Here is a 21,203-nt window from a genome sequence, read left to right as displayed (position 1 = left end):
AAGGCTACCTGAAAGCCCCAGCAAAGGAACCCCACCATGCCCCGCATCGGCCTCTTTGGCGGCACCTTCGACCCCATCCACAACGGCCACCTGCACATCGCCCGCCGCTTTACCGACGAGCTGGATTTAGAAAGCGTCATTCTCCTGCCCGCCGGCGACCCCTACCACAAAACCACCCCCCGCACCGCCGCCCACCACCGCCTCGCCATGGCCGAAATCGCCGCCCAAGCAGACTCCAGCCTTGCAGTGAGCGACTGCGACATCGTCCGCCAAGGCGCCACCTACACCCACGACACCGTGCAAATCTTCCGCCAACACTTCCCCGCCGCCGAGCTCTGGCTGCTCATCGGCATGGACAGCCTGTTGCAACTGCACACCTGGCACCGCTGGCAAAACCTCGTGCGACAATGCCGCATCGCCGCCGCCCCCCGCCCCGGCAGCAGCCTCGCCCAAGCTCCCGCCCCACTCCAAAGTTGGCTGGCCGAAGCCCTACCCCAAGGCCGTCTGCACATCCTGCGATCCGAGCCGCTGCCCATCAGCTCCAGCCAAATCCGCCAACAGCTCGCCACCGGACACACCAGCCCCGACATCCCCCCCGCCGTGCTCGGCTACATCCGGCAACACCAATTATATTGCCGCGCCGGTGCATAACTTCAGGTAGCCTCTTGCAAAAGCAAAGGCTACCTGAACTTTTTAAGTTTCAGGTAGCCTTTGGGGCAGTAGTTTCGGTAGTGGGTGTGATGCGGTCAAACCACAACCATCATCTCATGCCAGATTGTTTGAGCTGTTCGTAGCCGCCACGGTTTTGCACGTTGGTGTAGCCCATGCTTTCCAGCACTTGTTTGGCGGTTTCGGCACGGCGGCCGCTGCGGCAGTAGAGGTTGATGGGAGTGTTTTTATTGGGAACGTGGGTGGCAATCTGTTGGCCGATTTGGTCGTGCGGAATATTTTTGGCGTTTTCCAGATGGCCTGCGGCATATTCTTCGGGCGTGCGCACGTCGATCCACACAGCTTCTTGGCGGGCGGGGGCCTGGCGCGGCTGGCTTTGCTGCTGGGCAGGCTTGCGGCTGTGCTGGCCGTGAGCTGAGACAGCTAAGGGAAATACGGCCAAAAGGGCGATAGCGGCTAGAGAGAGGGTTTTCTTCATGGGGATCTTTCTCTTGATGATGGAAAGGAAAATTTCAGGTAGCCTTTTATTCATTAAAGGCTACCTGAAAATCGGTTTAGGCTTCGCGGGCATCTTCCACGGCTTCGAGAGCACGCAGAGAGTAGGTGTAGGCGGCGCCGGCGTTGAGGGAGATGGCAGTGGCGAGTGCACCGGCCACTTCGCTCTCGGTGGCACCGGCTTTCACAGCGGCTTGGGCATGCACGGAAATGCAGCTTTCACAGCGGGTGGTAACGGCTACGGCCAGGGCGATAAGTTCGCGGGTTTTGGCATCCAGCGCTTCGGCTGCGGCTGCGCTTTCGAGGGCGGCGTAGCCGGCCAGCATTTTGGGGTGGTTTTTGCCGAGCTTGGCAAATGATTGTTTAACGTGGGCGGCGTGTTTTTTCCAATCTAAAAACATGGTGTTCTCCTAACAAATAAACTGAAATAAAATTTGAACGGACGGCTTTTGCCGAAACCGTTTGATGGGGCGTATGATGGCATAAGTTTTAGTGCAGGGATTGACTGATCGTCTCATTCTTTTGACTGCGCGCTATAGCTGAAACAATTATTTTTCCTGCTCAGCGGCAATACAAGCAGCATGGCAAAGAGAGCCAACACTGCATAAAGTAAAGCGTTTTAGCGATATATTCCCGCCACCGACCAATAAGGAGAAGAGAAATGGATGTGTTAGACAAATTAATTTATCTGGCGCGGCTGCGTGGTCGGATTGATGTATGCTGCCGGCTGGGTGGCGGGTTTCATTTGGAACACAAAACCGAGCCGGAAACGGCGCGGCTGCATTGGGTGGTGTCGGGCAGCGGCTGGCTGCAGGTTGGCAACGGGCAGGCAGTGGCGTTGAGCACGGGCGATGCGGTGCTGCTGCCCTACGATACGGCGCACAGCATTGCCGACAGTTTGGAGGGCTTGGCGCAACCGGCTGGCAAGCCGCAGCTTCACGAAAATGGCGTGCTGGCAGTGAAAGACTGCGGCGGCAACCGCTTGCAATTATTGTGCGGGCAATACCGCTACACGCGCCATGCGGCGCTGTGGCTGGGGATGCCGGAATGCCTGCTGCTGCCGCTGCCGGAAATGCGGCAAACGGCATCGATGATGCTGGATGAAGCAGAAAGGCTGCGCTACGGCAGCGGCACGGTGGTGAATGCGCTTTCGCAGGTGATGCTGGTGGCGGTGCTGCGGCGCTACCGGCAGCAGAGTAGCGATCCTTCTTTTTTGTCGCAGCTGGAAGACCCGCGCCTCAGCGGGCTGTTGCAGGCGGTGTTGCTCGCGCCGCAGGAGGATTGGTCGATTGCGCGGATGGCGGAAATGGCCAAACTCTCGCGGGCACAGCTGATGCGCTTGTTTAAATCGGTAATCGGGGAGAGCCCGCACCGCTTTGTGCTGTCGATCCGCCTGCAACAGGCGGCGGTGCAGCTGGCGGCAAGTGCGGATACGATTTTGCGTATTGCGCTGGAAAACGGCTTTGTGTCCGAATCGCATTTCAACCGCGCGTTTAAGCAGTATTTCGGGCAAACGCCGAAGCAATACCGAGTGCAACAGCTGGAAGAGGCGGAAAAGGCCGTGGCTTGAGCAGAGTGTTTTAATGGATGAAGGCTACCTGAAAATATAGCGGATGCAGCACATATTTTTCAGGTAGCCTTTGGCTGCATATGGTGGTCTCTGGTTTTACCCATCCAAGAAAAAGGCTACCCGAAACCTTCAGGTAGCCTTTGCTTACTCTCTAAGCTATTCTTTGTATTACTGCTTTTTGAAGTCTTTCAAAGTGCCGTCTACATTGAAATCAGCAGAGTATTTGGCGCGCGGAGTTTCAATGGTGGAAGTAATCCAGCGGCGGGTTTGGTCCGGTACCCACAATTGAAAGCTGGCGAAATCCAGCTCGGTTTCAGTGGCTTCCACTTCCTTGGCTTTCTCGCTCCAAGTTTTGGCGATGGTGGCCACGGTGGCAAACTTGATGTCGTTCAGCGGGGTCACGTTGTCTTTCATGTCGCCGCCGCCGGAAATTTGTACCGGTTGCGGTTCGCTCCACTTGCCGTCTTCATAGGTGTAGTGGTCGATATTGTCCGGTTTTTCAGGGTCTTGGATGTCGATTTCAATGCGCGGGCGGCTGCTGCCATAGAATTGAACGTCTTGGAATACATTCAATTCCTTACCGGAGAACTGCGGCAAGGCTTTGAGGGAATCTTCTGCCGCCTGCAAAGCTTGGGCGTTGCTCAGGAAGTTATCCATAGAAGCGGCTTCCTGTTGGCTGCTGCTTTCAGCCTGCTGGCTGGCTTCCTGGCTTTGCGAAGCTTGTTGCTGCGGCGCCGGAGCCTGTTCTTCACCACCTTTGCCGCCGCAAGCGGAAAGGCCGAGTACGGCAGATACACACAACAACCAAAGTGCTTGTTTAGATTTCATAAAGTCATTCCTTCTTTCAATATTGGTTGAATAAGGCAGCATTGCTGCTGGGCGGTATTGTAAAGAAAACTGCTGTGTTTTTCAAAATCGTAGCCGATAAGGCACGTTCTTCGCCCAACTTCTGGTTTCTCCAAACCGTATACAACTATTGATTCGTTGTTCCTCCACGTCCCATCTCTGAACTAATACCTTTTTACTATTGAAAATAATTCTCAAATTAAATAATATAAGAATGTTCTTAACGTTTGTTCTCATTATAGCTGTAAAAAAATAAGGAATAAACATTATTCATCTTCTATTTTGATTACTAATATTTACAGGATACTAACAAATGAAGCCGCAAGTCTTTCGCCCCAGCGCATTGGTGTTGCTGCTGGCCGCCGCCTTTGCCCACATGCAGGCCGCCGCCGATACTTCTGCCGAGCTCGAAACCATCGAAATCAAAGCCCGCAGCCGCGACCAGCGCGGGGCAGACAACGTGTACCGCAAAAACGTTTCCAGCGTCTACGCCGGCCGCGAATACCTAGAACGCTACCGCACGGATGCCGCCGGCGACGTGTTCAAAGGCTTAAACGGCGTGTACAACATGAACACCCGCAACGCCGGCAGTGCGATTACGCCCAATATCCGCGGCATCAGCGGCAAAGGCCGCATCCCCGTTACCATCGACGGCACGGAGCAAACCGTGGACGTGTGGATGAACAACTACGGCATCGCCGACCGCAATTATGTCGATCCCGCCCTGTTCCGCAGTATTACGGTGGAAAAAGGCCCGGCCATGACGCGCGGCGTGAAGTCCGGCGTGGGCGGCGCGGTGTCCATCCGCACCATCGAGCCTGCCGACATCATCCCCGAAGGCAAAAGCTGGGGCGTGGAAGTGAAAACCGAGTTTTCCAATAATACTACCGAGCAAATTCATAGGTTTAACGATTATTTGGGCAAAGACTACCGCACCTTGCCCGGCAATCCTACTGCCGATGGTGCAGCCGGCATGATGGATGGCGGTGTGGCTTTTTCCGGCCTGACTTTCTACGGTGCAGATAACGACAAGCCGCGTACCGGCAGTCGTTTTGCCGAATTTAAAAACGACCGCAACTTACTGTTTTCCGCTGCATTTAAAACCGATATTGCAGACGGCCTGATTGCCTACAGCGACCGGCGCAAAGGCACTTATTTCAGTGGCAAGCACGATTTTGAAGGCTATCAGGGCAACAGCGTGCTCTCTGAAGACCCGCGTGCAGGGCTTTCCGAAACGCTGGTTCCCGACATGGCTGAACTCTACCGTCCGGGTGAACAAGTGCCCAACAGCAACGTGGCCAGCCGCAGCCTGCTTGTAAAAAACAACTGGTATTTGCCGCGCAACCAGCAAATCAACCTACATTACATGGATACCAAAATCCGCTTCGGCGAGATAAATCCTTTTATCAATACCTTATTGATTGGATTCAGCGGATTGTGGAACAACACGACTCAGAAACGTTATGAAATCGTGCCGATACAAGGCATTGATTCCAATATCCACAGCCGTACCTACAAACTCGGCTACCAATGGCAGCCCGAAGGCAGCCGCTGGATAGACCTCAAAGCCGACTTATGGCGCGTCAACACCACCAGTATCCGCCACCAAAGCGGCGGCCCCGATTTGGCCGTGCCCTACGGCGATCCCAAATACGATGCCTGGGCACGCTGCTTCCGCCACAATGTAGAGCCCGATCTTGCACAAGGCTACAGCTGCCAAGATTTGCTTAACGAAGGCTATAATGCCGACACACCGCCCAACGACCCGCCTATGTTTGAGGGAGCAAACACCGTATTTGCCGGTTCTCGCCAAACCACCAAGGTTTCCCGCACCGGCTTCAACCTCAGCAACCGCATGCGCCTGAGCGACCAATTCAGCCTCACCCTTTCCGGCCGCCACCAATATGAAAAGCTCGATGAATCCAGCATTATGGCCAACAACGACAAAGACATTTTCGGCATCATGAATGCCGTAACCGCGCTCACCAAGCTCACCGGCCCGCGTGCAGGGCGGCGCAAAGAGTGGGGCGCGCAACTGAGTTTTGACTGGCGGCCGACCAGCCGCCTGCGGATTGAGGCTGGCATCCGTTACGACCGCTTCTGGGCATTTGACGACGCACTCGCCCGCGCCCGTGCCCGCCGCGACCCCATCTACTCCGTTACCCAAGGTATTGATAATGTTATCAGCGGATTGGCATTGCCCTATTTGCAAGTGATGACCCAAGAGGAAATCGATGCCTATAACCGCGCCAAAGTTGAGCTGCAAAACCGCCCGAACGATTGGGAAGAAATCTACCGCGACTTCTACCGCCGCCACGGCTTCTTCCCCGATGACAGCATTTCACGCCACAACCAAGACGGCAATACCAGCTATGTCGATAGCAACGACCAATACCAGGATTTTGACGAAAGCCAAACCGTGCTCTACCGCCCGATGTCGGCCAGAATCTCGCACTACCGCGACCGGAAATTCAGCGGCCCCGTTTTCGAAAACGGCTTTTTTGAGCAGCGCGTGGAAAACCCGCAGGGCAGGCAGGGCAGCTTCTACCGCCACCTGCGGGTTGAATCTGGAAGTTTTCACTATTGGTCGTCAAGCCGCGTGCTTGACATTACACATGACAACTATAGACAGAGCATGTACACGGAAGGGGTAACGTTTGGCAATAATTCGGATTACCGCACCAGGCGGGGCGATATTGCCAGCACCGATAATGAGATGGAAGCGGGGCGTATCTATACCTATATCGACCCCAACAGCGATGCCAACTTCCCGCCGGTGAAGCGCATGAACGGCTCGGCCTGGTCGCCCATGATCGCCCTCAGCTACGACCTCACCGACAACAGCCGCCTGCACCTGCGCTGGGCGCAGATGACGCGCTTCCCCAGTATCTACGAGGCCACCAATATGTCTGCCGGCGCGGTATATAAATACCCCATGCTACCCTCGATCGACCTCAAGCCCGAGCGCAGCACCAACTGGGAAGTCGGCTACACCTACAACTTCGCCCCGCTGTGGGGCAGGTTGCGTGAAGGCGACGTGCGCCTCACCTATTTCTCCAACACCATCAAAAATGTGATCGACACCAACGAAAACAAAGATTTGATGCAGTACGACCGAAAAATCACCCAAGGCATCGAGCTGCAAAGCCGCCTCGATTTCGGCCGCTTCTTTATGTCGCTCGGCGGCACATACCGTTTAAAACAAGAAACCTGTGATGCCAACCTTGCCTTCGCCTACGATATTTTCTACAACAGCGCGCCCACCTGCATCGAAGGCGGCATAGGCGCAACCAGGTTCTACCAATCCATCCAGCCCAAATACTCTATTAATTTGGACTTGGGCGTGCGCCTTTTCGGCGAAAAACTCGAGCTCGGCATCCGCGGCATCCACCACAGCCGCCGCAGCAGCAAACAACATGACCAGCTTGTTGCCGAAGGCAAAGGCCATATGCTGTTCTCCACCGGTACGGCCTACCACTGGCATGCCTCCACCATCTGGGATGCCTACGCCCGCTACCGCATCGGCAACAGGCTCAGCATCAACCTCGGCGTGGGCAACCTCACCAACCGCTACTACCTCGACCCGATGAGCAACGTCCCCACCCCCGGCCCCGGCCGCACCGTAACCCTCGGCATCAAAGCCCGGTTTTAACGCACAAAAGGCTACCTGAAACTTTTAGTCTCACAGAAACTTGCGAAGCCATCTTTCAGGTAGCCTTACAGCTGCTAGTCGGTACATGAAGCAGCCAGATAGTTCCTTACAAAAGTGAATAAAGGCACCTGAGTTTGCTTAAACCGCTTAGACACCACAGCAACCCCCACCGTCTATACTGTTTGGCTGGGTATTGGGCAATTGCGGTATATGCTACTGATTAATTCTCAACAAAACCGCCGGTCTGAAATAATCAGGCCGGCGGTTGGTTTAATAAAGCTCGCTGTATTACTGCCCGTTTTTGGCTGCCCACTCGGCGGGGGTGGCGGCTACAGAGATGGAAAGGGCGTGCAATTCGTTGCTGGCTAGCCGGTCGGCGAGGCCGTCTTTGATCAGGCGGTGGCGGGCGAGGCGGGGTTGGCCTTCAAAATCGGCGGAAACGATGGCGGCAAAAAAGTGATGGCCGTCGCCTTCCACTTGGATCATTTCGGCATTGATGACTTCGCCAATCATGGCTTGGACTTGTTCAGGGGTGAGCATGTGGGATTCCTTTTGATTTCTTAAGGGGTTTGTGTGAGGGGCGTATTCTACCGTAAACCGTTGTGGTGCGCTTTGTTTGTGTTGGGTAGTTTCAGGTAGCCTATATCGGGTAATGGGCTACCTGAAACTTTAATACGATTTGAAGAACAGCCTACTCTGGCAGCGATTTGGCTAATGCTGCACTCTACTGCGTTTTCACTTCGTTGAAGTTCAAGCTTCAGGTAGCCTCTGCGGCCGGTTGCAAAATATACAGGCTCACGGTTTCGCGGCTGCGGGCAGCAGCGAGTGGGTTGGCAGCATCGCGGCTTTTGGGGTGTTGCGGACGAGTGTCGAGGCGTTGGCTGGCGGTAAGGCCGGCGGCGGCGATGCGTTCGGCCAATTCATTCGGTTGGCGCAGGCCGAGGTGTTCGGCAAGGTCGGACATGATAAGCCAAATTTGCCCGCCGGGATTGAGGTGGGCGGGGGCTTGCTGCAAAAAGGCTTGCAACATGGCACTGCCGGGGTCGTAGAGGGCGGTTTCGATGTCGGCAGCGGGTTTGGCGGGCAACCAAGGCGGGTTGCAAACAATAAGGTCGGCGCAGCCTTCGGGGAAAAGATCGGTTTGCAGCAGCTTGATTTGAGGCAGGCAGAGGCGTTGGAAATTGGCGCGGGCGCAGGCGATGGCGCGGGGGCTGTTGTCGGTGGCGGTAATCGCTTGGAGGCCACGCCGGGCGAGTAGGGCGGCAATCACGCCGCTACCGGTGCCGATGTCGAAGGCGCTCTGGACGCTGGGCGGCAGGGGTGCGGCGGCGATCAGATTGAGATATTCGCCGCGCAATGGGGAGAACACGCCGAACGGCACATGGATGTGCGCACCGAGGGCGGGGATTTCTACGCCTTTTTTGTGCCATTGGTGGGCACCGATGAAGCCAAGCAGCAGATTGAGCGGCAACAGGAATGGCTCGCTGTTCGGTTCGCCGAATACGTCGGCTAAGGCGGCAGCCACATCGGGAGCACGGCGCAAATTCAGCCGATAGCCGGCATCGATTTCCACCAACAGCATATTGGCCAGCCGGCTGCGTTGGGCCTGCTGCATGCGGTGGGTGTGGAAATCGGGCGATGCAGCGTCGGGAAGCTGGCGTTTCACGGCGGAGAGCAGCTGCACGGCCTGATGATAGTCGCCGCGCCAAAGCAGAGCGCAGCCTTGGCGAAAACTTTTGAGTGCAGCTTTGGCAGAAAGGCCGGCTTCGGCCACGGTCAGCGCGGCAGGCGGTTTTTGGGCAGCGGTGTTGCACCACGGGGCTTGGCGGGTTTGGCCTTGTTCTTGCCAGGTGAGGGTGTGAGGCATGGTGGGTTCGCTTGATTTGGGCTTCAGGTAGCCTTGGGGGAGTGAGAGGCTACCTGAAAAAATGTCGGCTGTTCAATCGTTGTTTGCACGGATGCCATGGCGGGTGGTGTAGCGTAGCAATGCCGTACGCACAAAATCGCAGCAGATTGTGTATGCCGATAGATAAAACAGGCTACCTGAAAGCGCTAGCTGCAACGGAGTTAAACGACTATGGCGGTTTCAGGTAGCCTTAGGTTTATGCGGCCTTAAGCAGGTTTATTGCCCAATCCACAAAGAGAGGATTTTACTGTTGGGACGGTAGCGGCTAGTGCTGCGAGGCGAGCCATCATCCGCAGGGCGGTAGCGACCGGCATCTTCCACTTGGATGGTCAACCAAGCGGGCTGGCGCTCAAAGGTGGCAAACTCGCGTGCTTCGATTTCACTTTGCATAATCTGCTTCACGCGGCCAAGTTTGCCGACTGCGGATTGCAGGGTCATGCCCGGGCGAACTCCGGAGGCGGTGCTACAGGTTGGGCTGGAGGTTTGGAGCATGGTGATTTTGGCACGCTGGTTGAATAGATGGGCTGCTGTCATCTTCCACGCTTGCCTGATGGGCAATAATTTCCGTCCCGTTCGGCAGGGCAATGGCAATATAAGAGACGCCTTCGCCGTCGCTGGTGCGCCGCAAGCGGGCGCGGGGGAATTGCTGCTTGACTTGGGCGGGGGTTTGGCCGAGGCGGATGCCGCCGATGCTATTGGCCTGAATCAGACATTCAGCGGCAGCAGGGGTAGACAGGACAGCGATGAGGAGGGCGGTGAGGATGGGTTTCATGGCTGACTTTCGGTGAACGGTTAATTGATGGCTTGAATTTCAGGTAGCTTTCCCGAAGGGGAGGCTACCTGAAATTTTAAACGTAATTTCAAACTTTTACCAGCGTTACACCTACTCTGCCAGGCCATCCAGCAATTTCTGATGAATCCCACCAAAGCCGCCATTGCTCATCACGAGAATATGGTCGCCGCTCTTGGCATTGCTCAGGATACTTTGCACGAAAGCGTCGAAATCGTTGCCGGTGTGCAGTTTGCTGCCGAGCGGGGCAAGGGCAGCGGCTACGTCCCATTCCACGCCGCCGCCGTAGCAGAACACTTGGTCGGCTTCGGCCAGGCTTTCCGGCAGGGCGGCTTTCATGCTGCCGAGCTTCATGGTGTTGGAGCGCGGTTCGAGCACGGCCAGGATGCGCGCGCTGCCCACTTTCTGCCGCAGTCCGGCCACGGTGGTGGTAATGGCGGTAGGGTGGTGGGCGAAATCGTCATACACGGTGATGCCGCGCACGCAGCCTTTCACTTCCATGCGCCGCTTCACGTTTTGGAATTGCGAAAGCGCTTCGCAGGCTACCTGAATACTCACGCCGGCATGGCGGGCGGCGGCGATGACGGCCAGCGCGTTGAGGCGGTTGTGTTCGCCCAACAGCGGCCAGGCGATATGGCCGACGGTTTGGCCGTGGTGCAACACATCGAATGCGCCGTTTCCGTCCGGCTCACCGGCCTGCCAGCCTTCTGCGCTGTCGAAGTTTTCCACCGGCGTCCAGCAGCCTTGCGCCAACACGGTTTGCAGGCTATCTTCGCGGCCGTTGCACACAATCAGGCCTTGGCCGGGAATGGTACGCACCAGGTGATGGAACTGGGTTTGGATGGCGGCGAGGTTGGGGAAAATGTCGGCGTGGTCGTATTCGAGGTTGTTCAGAATGGCGGTGCGCGGTCGGTAGTGCACAAACTTGCTGCGCTTGTCGAAGAAGGCGGTGTCGTATTCATCGGCTTCGATCACGAAAAACGGCGAGCGGCTGGCCGGATCGGCTTTGGGCGCCTGCGGCAGGCGGGCGGAAATGCCGAAGTTTTGCGGAATACCGCCGATGAGGAAACCAGGAGCCAGGCCGGCGTATTCCAACACCCAGGCCAGCATGGAGGCAGTGGTGGTTTTGCCGTGCGTGCCGGCCACGCCGAGCACCCAGCGGCCGTGCAGCACGTTTTCAGCTAGCCATTGCGGGCCGGACACATAAGGCAGGCCGCGATTCAAAATGGCCTCGATTACCGGCATGCCGCGCTTGGCCACGTTGCCGACCACATACACATCGGCGGGAAATTCGTTCAGCTGTTCGGCATCAAAACCTTCGTGCACGGCAATGCCCAAATCGGCCAGCTGTGTGCTCATCGGAGGATACATTTTGGCATCACAGCCGCTCACCTTGAAGCCCGCTTCTTGAGCGATGGCGGCCAGCCCGCCCATAAATGTGCCGCCGATGCCGATAATGTGGATGTGTTGCATAGCCGAAAGCCTTATCTGGAAATAGAAAGGCGGAATTATAACGGATTGGTGCGGCGGCGGGCATGGCGATTCCTGCTATGCCGCGGATTAGGCTCTCAGCTAGCCTTAGCCTCCCAACAGGCTACCTGAAACCATGTTCTGACAGAATCCAAAATGGTTTCAGGTAGCCTATTGCAGCCAAACAGCCGAATAAACCCGTTGATTTGACAATAAAACCGCTAAAATTTAGAATCCCGCCGTTTTGAATTGGGAAGCTGGGATAACGATGAGCAAACGTGTGTTGGTGGTGTCGTATTCGCAGAGCGGGCAGCTGGCACGCCTGAAAGAGAGTTTTCTGCGCGATATACGCGGCACGGCAGGGATTGAAGTGGACGATGTGGTGCTGCGGCCGGCGCAGCCGTTTGCTTTTCCCTGGCGCTTCCTGCCGTTTTTCGATGCCTTTCCCGAAACCGTGCATTTGCAACCCGCCCCCATCGAGCCGCCTGTTTTGGCACACGAGCGGTATGACTTGGTAGTGATTGCCTACAGCGTGTGGTTTTTATCTCCTGCCCAACCGATTACCGCGTTTCTGCAAAGCGAAACCGCGCGGCGGGTGTTGCGTGATACGCCGGTACTTACATTAATCGGCTGCCGCAATATGTGGCTGATGGCGCAGGAGAAAATGAAACGCTTACTGGCCGATGCGGGCGCGCGGCTGGTGGGCAATGTGGTGAAAATCGACCAATGCGGCAGCGCCGCCAGCTTCATCACCACACCGCTGTGGATGTTTACCGGCAAGCGGCAAGCCGTGCATTGGCTGCCGCCTGCGGGCATCAGCGAAGCGGAAATCGCCGATGTGGCGCGTTTCGGGCAGCGCACCGCCGAAGCTTTGCAGCGTGATGAAACATTAGACGAAACGCTGCTGCAACACATGGGTGCAGTGAAGATAAACGAAAAACTGATGGCCAGCGAGCGCGTGGGACACCGCAGCTTTTTGGTGTGGGGCAAGCTGGTGATGGCTGCAGGGCGCGTGTCGCCGCCGTTGCGGCGGTTGGTATTGTGCGTGTATATCGTGTTTCTGCTGGGGATGATTCTCACCGTGGCGCCGATCGGCGCGCTGCTCAAAACCCTGCTCGCTCCGCTGCGCCGCGAACAGATGCAGCGGGAACGGGCATATTATGCCGCACCGTCTGGGGAGTGAGTCGGCTTTGATATAGATATTAGGAAGAAGAAAGGCTACCTGAAAAGCAAAAACTTTTTTCAGGTAGCCTTATTTGCTATGTGCGACTCCGCCAAACTCACTCCTGCGGAATCTCCCAATCGCTTACCGCCACAAAATCCGGCTGGTGTAAATCCTGCTCAAACACCGAGCCGGTGGGGCTGTGCAGCAATTTGGCGATCGCCGGCTGGTAGTTAGCCATGCGTTGCAGGCTGTAGAGGTGGAAGTTGGCCGCATTGTCGGCGTAGTCATCGTCTTCAAAGCCGGAAAACATCCGCCAGCCGCTGTCGGGAGAAAAGGCGGCATCAGGCTCTTCGCGATACAGAAAACGGATCGGCATGCCTTCTTTGGCAACCTGGTCGGACACGATGGCATAGCCCTGCGGCACGCTTTTTACCGGCAGCTCTTCTTCCGGCAGGCTGAAAATTTCCGGGTTCAACATAGGTATGCTCCTTAAAACGCCTCGCCCACTTTCACCCCGCCGGCCAAATCTTGCGGCGAGGAAAGTGCGGCGGTGAAGGCTTGGGCGGCTTGGAATTCGGGCTGCTGCATTACTGCGGCGTAATCGTCCGGTGTGCCGCGCCCGGCCATGTATTGCCAGCGCTCGGCCAGTTGCGGGTTTTCAGGCAGCCTGAAGCCTTCGAGCAGCTCGTCCACCCAATCGGGGCGGTTGCACACCAACACGATATCGCAGCCGGCGGCAAAAGATTGTGCCGCCCGCTCCCGGATACCGCCGGCCATGCTGGCACCTTCCATGGTGAGGTCGTCGGAAAAAATCACGCCGTTGAAGCCCAAATCCTGGCGCAAAATCTGCTTCAACCAGATGCTCGAAAAACCGGCCGGTTGTTTGTCCACCTGCGGGTACACCACATGCGCGGGCATCACGGCGGCCATGCCTTCGGCAGCCAAAGCGCGGAAAGGCTGGATATCTGCCGCCATCAGTTCGGCCAAGCTGCGCGGGTCTTCGGGCAACACGTGGTGGCTGTCGCCGGAAACAAAGCCGTGGCCGGGGAAGTGTTTGCCGCAGCTTTGCATGCCGCCCCGGTTGAGCCCGCGTTGCAGCGCCAGTGCCAGCGCGGTAACGGTATCAGCTTGGCAATGGAAACTGCGGTTACCGATCACGGCGCACTGCCCCCAATCCAAATCCAACACCGGCGTAAACGACAAATCCACCCCGCAGGCACGCAATTCTGCCGCCAGCACCCAGCCCACCTGCTCTGCTGCCGCTTCGGCTGCCGATTGGCCCTGCTCTTCCCAAATGCCGCCCAGCGTACTCATGGCCGGCAGGCGGGTAAAGCCTTCGATAAAGCGCTGCACCCGACCGCCCTCATGATCCACGGCAATCACCAATTCCGGCGTACGCAAGGCCTTGATTTCGGCGCACAAAGCCTGAAGCTGGCTGCGGTTTTGGTAATTGCGGCGAAACAGAATCACGCCGCCCACGGCTGGGTGCAGCAGGCGTTGTTTTTCTTCCTCGCTCAGGCGGTGGGCGGCAACATCGGCCATAATCGGGCCGCGCGGCAGGCAAACGGGTGGCATAGCAAATCTTTCTGTGTGTTCGGTGCAAAAACGGGATTTCATCACTTCCGCCGCGAAAAAACAAGCCGAGGCCTTTTAATTCAGGTAAAACCGATTGAAACGGCACGGCGGAAATGATGTAATGCCCGCTGTTGTTTCCTTTCATTCACATTAGGGAGTTTTATGCAAACCAACACATTCCGCACCGGCCTGCTGGCCGCCGCCGTGGTATTCGCCTTGGCCGCCTGTAACCAACAGCCCACTTCCAGCAACGCCTCTGCTCCGACCTCATCCGCCCCTGCCGCCGCTTCAGCTGCCTCCGGCCCCGCTGCCGCTTCAAGCCCTGCCGCTGCCTCCGACGTATTGGCCGGCATGACCGAACAGCAAAAAGCCAGCTACCTCATCGGCTACTTGCAAGGCCAACAGCTGGGCGATGCCAACACCATCTTAGATTTCGACCAAGCCACCCTGATTAAAGGCCTGCAGGCCGGCATGGCCAGCCAGCCGCTGCCTGTAAGCGATGAAGAAGCCAACAATATCCTGCAGCAATACCACACTGCCCAGATGGGCAAACTGGCCACCCGCCAGCTGGAAGAAGGCAAAGCCTTCCTCGAAGCCAACAAAGCCAAAGAAGGCGTGAAAACTACGCCCTCCGGCCTGCAATACAGCGTGAAAACCGAAGGCACCGGCAAACAGCCCACTGCCAAGAGCACTGTAACCGTACACTACGAAGGTAGATTGCTCGACGGCACCGTGTTCGACAGCTCCATCAAGCGTGGCGAACCTGCTACCTTCAAGCTCGACGGTGTGATCAAAGGCTGGACCGAAGGCCTGCAGCTGATGAAAGAAGGCGGCGAATACACCCTCTACATCCCTGCCGAACTCGCCTACGGCGACAAAGGCAACCCCAGCATTCCGCCCAACTCCGTGCTGGTATTCGATGTTAAACTGATTAAAGTTCAGTAATTCCATCAGCTAACTAAAAGGCTATCTGAAAAGCAAAAGACTTTTCAGGTAGCCTTTAATCCATCCTCCCAACACACCTAGGCTACCTGAAAAAGAAACCCCAATCCCCTACCCCAACTTTTCAGCTAGCCCCTATAATCCCATATCCCATTTCCAACAAAACACTCCGCCATGCAAAAAATATTCGTCCTCTACACCGGCGGCACCATCGGCATGAAGCCCAGCCCCGCCGGTCTGGTGCCCGATGCCGAGCTCGCCGAACAAGCCCTGCAACCCTATGCCGAACAAGCCGTGTTCCACTGGCACATCTGCCAGCCCCTGATCGACAGCTCTAACATCACCCCCCAGCATTGGGCCCAATGGCTCGCCATCCTACAAGCCGCCCTGCCCTCGCACGACGGCATCCTCGTATTGCACGGCACCGACACCCTCGCCTACACCGCCAACCTCCTCGCCCTTGCGCTCGACAGCGGCGGTAAACCCATCGTCCTCACCGGTGCGCAAAAGCCCTACCATGCCGCCGACAGCGACGCCCCGGCCAACCTCCGCACCGCCATCGCCGCCCTGCAAAACCCCCAGCTGCACAACACCGTTATCGCCTTCGGCGGCCGGCTCTACCCCGCCATTGGCAGCAGCAAATGCAGCACCGAGCTCGACCAAGGCTTCGACAACGCCCACTTCGGCACCTGGCAGCCCGGCACCCTACCCCGTCGCCTAAACGGCCTGCCCACCCGCTTCAACCCCGGCGCCAGCGTGTGCAGTCACCTGCTCACCCCCGGCAGCAGCCCCGAGCAAATCGCCCACAGCCTGCGCCACTTCCCCCAAGAAGCCGCCATCCTACTTTCCTACGGCCAAGGCCACGCCCCCGCCAGCTCCGAATTGCTCGCTGCCGTGCAACACTTCAGCCAAAACGGCGGCCTGCTGCTCAACATCAGCCAAGCCCACCACGGCCGCACCGGCACCGCCTACGCCCAAGGCAACGCCCTACGCCAGGCCGGCGCAGTGGGCGGCGGCAAATGCAATATCGAAACCGCCACCGCCCTCATGACCCTCGCTGCCAGCAACCGCTGGACGACCGACCAGCTGCAACAGGCTTTAGCGCAATTAGATTTACTCTGATACCTTCCTCCGATACAAAAAGGCTACCTGAAACCGTATCAACTGTTTTCAGGTAGCCTTTACAACAAGGGCATAAGCAGCCTAACGCACCAAAAACCGCCCCTGCCACACCAAATACAGCGTTCCCGCCAGCAGCAGCGCCACCCCGGCCGAGCCGCTTACTGCCAACGCCGTGCCCAGCCATACCATCTTGCCTGCGGCCAAGAGGTGCAGCCCGCAGCCGCACATGGCCGCCAAGCCGAAAGAGAAGCCCCACCAACTCATGCTAAACCCGCCCTCGGCAAACCAGCCCAGCAGGCGCAGCAAAAGCAGAAACTGCAAACAGCCGTAGCCCATCAAGGCCAGCGCAAACGTGTCGATTGCACCGCCATTTACCGCAAAATACGCCCCACAGCCCACAAAGGCCGGCGCAAGCTGGATGCCCACTATCCCGCGCACTTGCGGCGCAACTGCCACTTCCGTGCGCAGCCTGCCCAAAATCGCCGCCTCCAGGCTAAACCAAGACAGCATCCCCGCGCCGAAAAACAACACCGCATAATCATGCAGCCCTAGTACGCCCAGCGCTGTGGCGCTCACAAAATTGGTGGCCACCGTAGGCAGATAAATCACCGGCGTGGTGGCGGCCAAGTTGTGCAGCCCGCGCCATAGCCCGGCAGCACGATACATGGCAAACGCCAGCTGCCCGGCAATGCCGGCATATACCAGCACGCGTGCCGCCCCGGCGGCATAGGGCAGCCCGGCAATACCGGCCAAGATGGTGGTTATCGGGATGGCACTGAGAAAACAGCATTGCACCAAATCGCCAAGGTCGCTTAAAAAGTCCTCGCGATAAGCCAATATCTTGCACGCATAAGCCGCCACCAGCACCAGCCACACCGAAAACGCCGCCGCCAGCAGCCCTTCGCCAGGCCAAGCCGGCATCAGGCCTGCCGTTGCGCCATAGCGCCACGACAAACCCAAAGCGAACAGGCCGATGGTGGTACTGAAATAACTGAGCGGAATCGGAAATTTGCGGCGTGCGCCCATGATGTGTTCCTTTATTGCCGGGATAATTTAAAACAGGCGGCATCATACTGGCACTCCCCTGCTTCAAACTATCCGATTTTGCTCAATCTGCCGCCATTTTGTCTCGTGCACTTACGGGATACAGGCTACCTGAAACATTCAACAAGCGGCAGCTTCGGCAAATCTAGCAAGAAAAATCGACTTTCGATACAAAGCGGTGAGCCGCAGGCAGTACGGAAATACGGCAAAGCGAAACAACACTGTAGCGAAAGTTGGCTTGCGATATTTGGTATAAAAAAGGCCACCTGATTGTTCAGGTAGCCTTGCCATTCTGCCTTACAGCGAATAATACATTTCAAATTCCAGCGGGTGCGGTGCCATGCGGATGCGGCGCACGTCTTCTTCTTTGAAGGCGATGTAGCTGTTGATCCAGTCTTGGCTGAACACCCCGCCGCGCAGCAGGAATTCGTGGTCGGCTTTGAGAGCGGCCAGGGCTTCTTCCAAAGAGGCGCATACGGTCGGCACCAATGCATCCTCTTCCGGTGGCAGGTCGTAGAGGTTTTTATCGGCCGGATCGCCGGGGTGAATTTTGTTTTGGATACCGTCCAGCCCGGCCATCAGCAGCGCGGCGAACATCAAATAGGGGTTCGCGGTGGGGTCTGGGAAACGCACTTCAACGCGGCGGGCCTTCACACTGTGCACGGTGGGAATGCGGATTGAAGCGGAGCGGTTTTTGGCGGAATAAGCTAGCTTGGTGGGCGCTTCAAAATGCGGTACCAGGCGTTTGTAGGAGTTGGTGGAGGGGTTGGCGATGGCATTCAGCGCTTTGGCGTGCTTGATGATGCCGCCGATGTAGTAGAGGGCGGTGTCACTCAAGCCGGCATAGCCGTCGCCGGCGAACAGGTTTTGGCCGTTTTTCCAAATGGATTGGTGCACATGCATGCCGCTGCCGTTGTCGCCCATCAAGGGTTTGGGCATGAAGGTGGCAGTTTTGCCGAAGTTGTGCGCCACGTTATGGATCACATATTTCATGTCTTGGGTTTGGTCGGCACGGTGTACCAAGGTGCTGAATTTGGTGCCGATTTCCATCTGGCTGCCGGTGCCCACTTCGCCGTGGTGCACTTCCACTTCAATGCCGATTTCCTGCAAGATATTGACCATGGCGGAGCGCAAATCCTGCCCGGCATCCACCGGCGCCACGGGGGCATAGCCGCCTTTCACCATCGGGCGGTGGCCGGTGTTTTGGCCGTCCAGATGCAAACCGCTCGCCCAGGCGGCGCTTTCGGAGCTGATTTCGAAACGGGTTTTGTGCATATGGGTTTCAAACTCAATGCCGTCAAACACGAAAAACTCAGGCTCGGGGCCGAAATAGGCAGTGTCGCCCACGCCGCTGGCTTTCAAATAGGCTTCGGCTCGGCGGGCGATGGTGCGCGGGTCGCGGTCGTAGCCCTGGCCGCTGGCCGGATCGATCACATCACAAGTGAGCACCACGGTGGCATCGTCGTAGAAGGGGTCGATGAAGGCAGTGGCCGGATCGGGGCGCAGCTGCATATCGGAGGCCTGAATGCCCTTCCAGCCGCCGATAGACGAGCCGTCGAAAGCCTGGCCGTTTTCAAACCATTCTTCCGGATCGTCCAGCACCACGGCTGCGGGTACGGTGAAATGGTGCTGTTTGCCTTTGGTGTCGGTGAAGCGCAAATCAACGAAACGGACATCGTTTTCTTCAATCATGCGAACTACATTGCTGATGGACATGGTGGCACTCCTTAAATATGCGGGGATAAAATCAAGCTGGCATTTTGCCACAGCCGCCGCCCAAGCGTATATAGCAAAAATCAAAAAAGGCTACCTGAAAATACAGATAAACTGTACCCACTTTTCAGGTAGCCTTTATTGTCTGAAACTACCTGATAACCATATTTCAGCTAGCTTTCTTTCTCAACTTCTGAGCTAATCAACCCACCACATTCCTCCCTTGTGCCTTATATTCAAACAGCTGCCCGCTAAAGGCGAAGGCGGCGCAGACTGCCGCCACGCTGTTAGAAGCAGGATAGCCCCACCGTTCGGCCAAGCGCAGGCTGGCGAAGCCCGCGGCGTAAGTGCCGGCCAGCAGCACGGAGAATTGCAGGCTGCTATCCAGCGCGGCGGTGGCAGGCTCAGATTTGTCCATCATCAGCGCCAGCATCACGGGCAGCAGCAGGGTATAGATCAGGCTCAGCGCCACGATTTGCAGCGGCGGCAGCCAATGGTGCAGCGCGGCGGCACGGTCTATCCAAACAAACGAAGCCACCAACGGCAGCTGCAGCACACACAGCGCGGTTACGATGCGCCGCCGCGACTGCTTGCGCGCCAGATAGCCCGCCAGCGGCGTAACCGTCATGCAGGAGAGCGGGATGGCCACGGCCAGAATCGTGCCGGTTTGCGCGGGGCTGAAGCCCAAATCGCCCAGTTTGGGCACGAAGGTGGCGGCAATCCAGGCGTAGGGCGTGGCGGCGGCGGCCAAAAGCAGCAGCCAGCGCAGGCCGCGCCCGGGCAGCCGCCAGAAGCCGAGCATGCGGGCAAACAGCGTGCCAAACCCGGCGGCGGGCGGCGTATCGGCCTCCGGCTCGCGGTAAAACCACACTTGCAGCAGCAAAACGTTAAACAGCAACACCAGCCCCACGGCGGCCTGCCAGCCCAAGCGGCGGAACACCAGCAGCACCAGCGCGCCGCCCACCATCTTTCCGGCGCGGGCGGCAACGGTTTGAATCACGCCGCCGAAGCCGCGCTCGCGGTAGGGCAGCAAAACGCAGCTCAAGCCGAGCACGGCGCAGCCGTAGAGCGTGCCGCAGGCGCACAGCAGCAGGCAGGCGGCGGCCAGCGGCGGGAAGCTGTGCAGCGGGTTGATGGCGAGCAACACCAGCAGGGCAAGGCCGATGCCGCCGAGCGACACCAGCATCCAGCCGCGAAAGCGTCCGCAACGGCCGATGCGGTAGCGCTCGATCAGGGTGGAAAACAGGATTTTGCCGCTCTCCACGCTGCCGATTAGGTAAATCCAGCCTAGCTGCTTCAGGTTGAAGCCGCCGCTTTTGAGGATGGTCATCAGCGCCACCAGATAAAAGCCGATGAGGGTGAATTTGTAGGTGCCGGCGGTGGCGAGCAGCAGCCAGTCGCGCCGGTTCGGGCGGGATGAATCATGTGCCACGGGCGGCCTCCTCAGGCTTTTTCCGGGCTGAAGGCGGCCAGCGCGGCTTCGGCGCTACGGATGGCGGTGGCGTAGTCGGCTTCCACAATGTAGTTCACACCAAGCGTGGGCGCCATTTTTCCCGACTGCTGCCGCATCAGGTCCAGTTGTTCGGCATCGGGCTCGATCAGCAGCATGGCGGCGCAGCGTTCGTCCAGCAGCGGGCGGTGGGCGCGTATCCAGTCGAGATAGAGCTTGCGGTCGGCCACAATCTGGGCTTCTTCCTTTTGCAGGCGCATCGGGGCGCACACGGTGGCCAGGCGCGGGTGGCTTTGCAGCAGCACTTCGAATGCGTCGAGCCAGGCGGCAAACAGGGAAACACCGACCAGGTCGGTGTAAAAAATGGTGCCTTGGGGCAGGGTTTTGACGGGGGTGAACATGGTGGATTCCTTTATTTAGTGTGGATTTGGCGGTTTCAGGTAGCCTCGATGCCTTTGCAGCCGTATTCAGGTGGGGCTACCTGAAAACGTAAATTTTTGCGGAGTTCAAACCAACTCTGCTTTTTCAGGTAGCCTTTGCCGCCTTATGCCGCATGGGGCTACCTGAAAAGGGGTGCGCGGCAAAGTGCCGTCCTGCGGCTTGCCTATCCCCTCCCGCCCTGGCCCCTCTTACGGGAAAGGGCGGGCGGTGCCAGCGTGCCTCAGGCGGGCTACCTGAAAAGGAAGCAGGCGGCGGGTAGGGATAAAACCTGCCCTTGCAGTGTTTCAGGTAGCCTGATCTGTAGGAAATCGTCGCGTTGTTTACACCACAGGTTGAGAAAAGTAAGCCTGCAA

Annotated in this window: 20 protein-coding genes; 6 read left to right on the top strand and 14 right to left on the bottom strand. The window is 57.7% G+C overall.

Going from position 1 to position 21,203, the window contains the following annotated elements:
• The first annotated feature begins 36 nt into the window (after nucleotides 1-36).
• A complete protein-coding gene (gene nadD / locus ACO6EE_RS10100) occupies nucleotides 37-651 on the top strand; it encodes a nicotinate (nicotinamide) nucleotide adenylyltransferase (RefSeq protein ID WP_485960886.1) in 615 nt (204 codons plus the stop codon).
• Nucleotides 652-760: 109 nt separating this feature from the next.
• Here nadD and ACO6EE_RS10095 read toward each other — a convergent pair whose 3' ends face one another.
• Entirely contained in the window at nucleotides 761-1,147 is a 387-nt protein-coding gene (locus ACO6EE_RS10095; protein ID WP_485960885.1) for a rhodanese-like domain-containing protein, read from the bottom strand.
• 76 nt (nucleotides 1,148-1,223) lie between these two features.
• Nucleotides 1,224-1,565, bottom strand: coding sequence for a carboxymuconolactone decarboxylase family protein (locus ACO6EE_RS10090; RefSeq protein ID WP_064090811.1), 342 nt, complete (start codon nucleotides 1,563-1,565; stop codon nucleotides 1,224-1,226).
• A 260-nt stretch (nucleotides 1,566-1,825) separates the two neighbouring features.
• Here ACO6EE_RS10090 and ACO6EE_RS10085 point away from each other — a divergent pair, with 260 nt between their 5' ends.
• The gene (locus tag ACO6EE_RS10085) at nucleotides 1,826-2,734 is read left to right on the top strand and encodes an AraC family transcriptional regulator (RefSeq protein ID WP_485960884.1); all 909 of its coding nucleotides are present in this window, start codon (nucleotides 1,826-1,828) and stop codon (nucleotides 2,732-2,734) included.
• Between the two features lie 168 nt (nucleotides 2,735-2,902).
• Here the strand turns inward: ACO6EE_RS10085 and ACO6EE_RS10080 are convergent, their stop codons facing one another.
• Nucleotides 2,903-3,562, bottom strand: coding sequence for a hypothetical protein (locus ACO6EE_RS10080; protein WP_485960883.1), 660 nt, complete (start codon nucleotides 3,560-3,562; stop codon nucleotides 2,903-2,905).
• Between the two features lie 331 nt (nucleotides 3,563-3,893).
• On the opposite strand from ACO6EE_RS10080, the gene ACO6EE_RS10075 reads away from it, so the two are divergent.
• Nucleotides 3,894-7,232: a TonB-dependent receptor domain-containing protein gene (locus tag ACO6EE_RS10075; RefSeq protein WP_485960882.1), complete on the top strand. Its 3,339-nt coding sequence runs from the start codon at nucleotides 3,894-3,896 to the stop codon at nucleotides 7,230-7,232.
• Between the two features lie 288 nt (nucleotides 7,233-7,520).
• Here ACO6EE_RS10075 and ACO6EE_RS10070 read toward each other — a convergent pair whose 3' ends face one another.
• The 5 genes from ACO6EE_RS10070 to mpl form a co-directional block, all read right to left on the bottom strand.
• Nucleotides 7,521-7,772: a BolA family protein gene (locus ACO6EE_RS10070; protein WP_485960881.1), complete on the bottom strand. Its 252-nt coding sequence runs from the start codon at nucleotides 7,770-7,772 to the stop codon at nucleotides 7,521-7,523.
• A gap of 217 nt (nucleotides 7,773-7,989) precedes the next feature.
• Complete coding sequence (locus ACO6EE_RS10065; protein WP_485960880.1) at nucleotides 7,990-9,099, bottom strand: methyltransferase; 1,110 nt, start codon at nucleotides 9,097-9,099, stop codon at nucleotides 7,990-7,992.
• A 255-nt stretch (nucleotides 9,100-9,354) separates the two neighbouring features.
• Nucleotides 9,355-9,576 carry a hypothetical protein gene (locus ACO6EE_RS10060; protein ID WP_485960879.1) on the bottom strand — a complete coding sequence of 74 codons (222 nt, stop codon included), beginning with the start codon at nucleotides 9,574-9,576 and terminating at the stop codon, nucleotides 9,355-9,357.
• Between the two features lie 25 nt (nucleotides 9,577-9,601).
• The gene (locus tag ACO6EE_RS10055; protein ID WP_485960878.1) at nucleotides 9,602-9,910 is read right to left on the bottom strand and encodes a hypothetical protein; all 309 of its coding nucleotides are present in this window, start codon (nucleotides 9,908-9,910) and stop codon (nucleotides 9,602-9,604) included.
• Nucleotides 9,911-10,021: 111 nt separating this feature from the next.
• Nucleotides 10,022-11,401 carry a UDP-N-acetylmuramate:L-alanyl-gamma-D-glutamyl-meso-diaminopimelate ligase gene (mpl, locus tag ACO6EE_RS10050; RefSeq protein WP_485960877.1) on the bottom strand — a complete coding sequence of 460 codons (1,380 nt, stop codon included), beginning with the start codon at nucleotides 11,399-11,401 and terminating at the stop codon, nucleotides 10,022-10,024.
• A gap of 265 nt (nucleotides 11,402-11,666) precedes the next feature.
• Between mpl and ACO6EE_RS10045 the strand changes: the two genes are divergently transcribed.
• Entirely contained in the window at nucleotides 11,667-12,581 is a 915-nt protein-coding gene (locus ACO6EE_RS10045; RefSeq protein WP_485960876.1) for a dialkylresorcinol condensing enzyme, read from the top strand.
• Nucleotides 12,582-12,678: 97 nt separating this feature from the next.
• Here the strand turns inward: ACO6EE_RS10045 and ACO6EE_RS10040 are convergent, their stop codons facing one another.
• Together ACO6EE_RS10040 and nagZ are read right to left on the bottom strand one after the other, a co-directional pair.
• Nucleotides 12,679-13,041 carry a DUF2185 domain-containing protein gene (locus tag ACO6EE_RS10040; RefSeq protein ID WP_485960875.1) on the bottom strand — a complete coding sequence of 121 codons (363 nt, stop codon included), beginning with the start codon at nucleotides 13,039-13,041 and terminating at the stop codon, nucleotides 12,679-12,681.
• Between the two features lie 11 nt (nucleotides 13,042-13,052).
• Entirely contained in the window at nucleotides 13,053-14,138 is a 1,086-nt protein-coding gene (nagZ, locus tag ACO6EE_RS10035) for a beta-N-acetylhexosaminidase (RefSeq protein ID WP_485960874.1), read from the bottom strand.
• Nucleotides 14,139-14,300: 162 nt separating this feature from the next.
• On the opposite strand from nagZ, the gene bamJ reads away from it, so the two are divergent.
• Together bamJ and ACO6EE_RS10025 are read left to right on the top strand one after the other, a co-directional pair.
• Entirely contained in the window at nucleotides 14,301-15,083 is a 783-nt protein-coding gene (bamJ, locus tag ACO6EE_RS10030) for a BamJ family beta-barrel-assembly machinery protein (RefSeq protein WP_485960873.1), read from the top strand.
• A 171-nt stretch (nucleotides 15,084-15,254) separates the two neighbouring features.
• Complete coding sequence (locus ACO6EE_RS10025) at nucleotides 15,255-16,202, top strand: asparaginase (protein WP_485960872.1); 948 nt, start codon at nucleotides 15,255-15,257, stop codon at nucleotides 16,200-16,202.
• 81 nt (nucleotides 16,203-16,283) lie between these two features.
• Here ACO6EE_RS10025 and tehA read toward each other — a convergent pair whose 3' ends face one another.
• The 4 genes from tehA to ACO6EE_RS10005 form a co-directional block, all read right to left on the bottom strand.
• Nucleotides 16,284-17,228, bottom strand: coding sequence for a dicarboxylate transporter/tellurite-resistance protein TehA (gene tehA, locus ACO6EE_RS10020; RefSeq protein WP_485960871.1), 945 nt, complete (start codon nucleotides 17,226-17,228; stop codon nucleotides 16,284-16,286).
• Nucleotides 17,229-17,543: 315 nt separating this feature from the next.
• Nucleotides 17,544-18,962, bottom strand: a complete 1,419-nt coding sequence (gene glnA / locus ACO6EE_RS10015; RefSeq protein ID WP_485960870.1) for a type I glutamate--ammonia ligase — start codon at nucleotides 18,960-18,962, stop codon at nucleotides 17,544-17,546.
• A gap of 199 nt (nucleotides 18,963-19,161) precedes the next feature.
• Complete coding sequence (locus ACO6EE_RS10010) at nucleotides 19,162-20,391, bottom strand: MFS transporter (protein WP_485960869.1); 1,230 nt, start codon at nucleotides 20,389-20,391, stop codon at nucleotides 19,162-19,164.
• A gap of 11 nt (nucleotides 20,392-20,402) precedes the next feature.
• A complete protein-coding gene (locus ACO6EE_RS10005; protein ID WP_485960868.1) occupies nucleotides 20,403-20,810 on the bottom strand; it encodes an extensin in 408 nt (135 codons plus the stop codon).
• Nucleotides 20,811-21,203 lie beyond the last annotated feature (393 nt).

The organism is Eikenella sp., from assembly GCF_057315495.1.
Note: the sequence above shows the minus strand (reverse complement) of the source record. Positions and strands in the feature narration are given on the sequence as shown.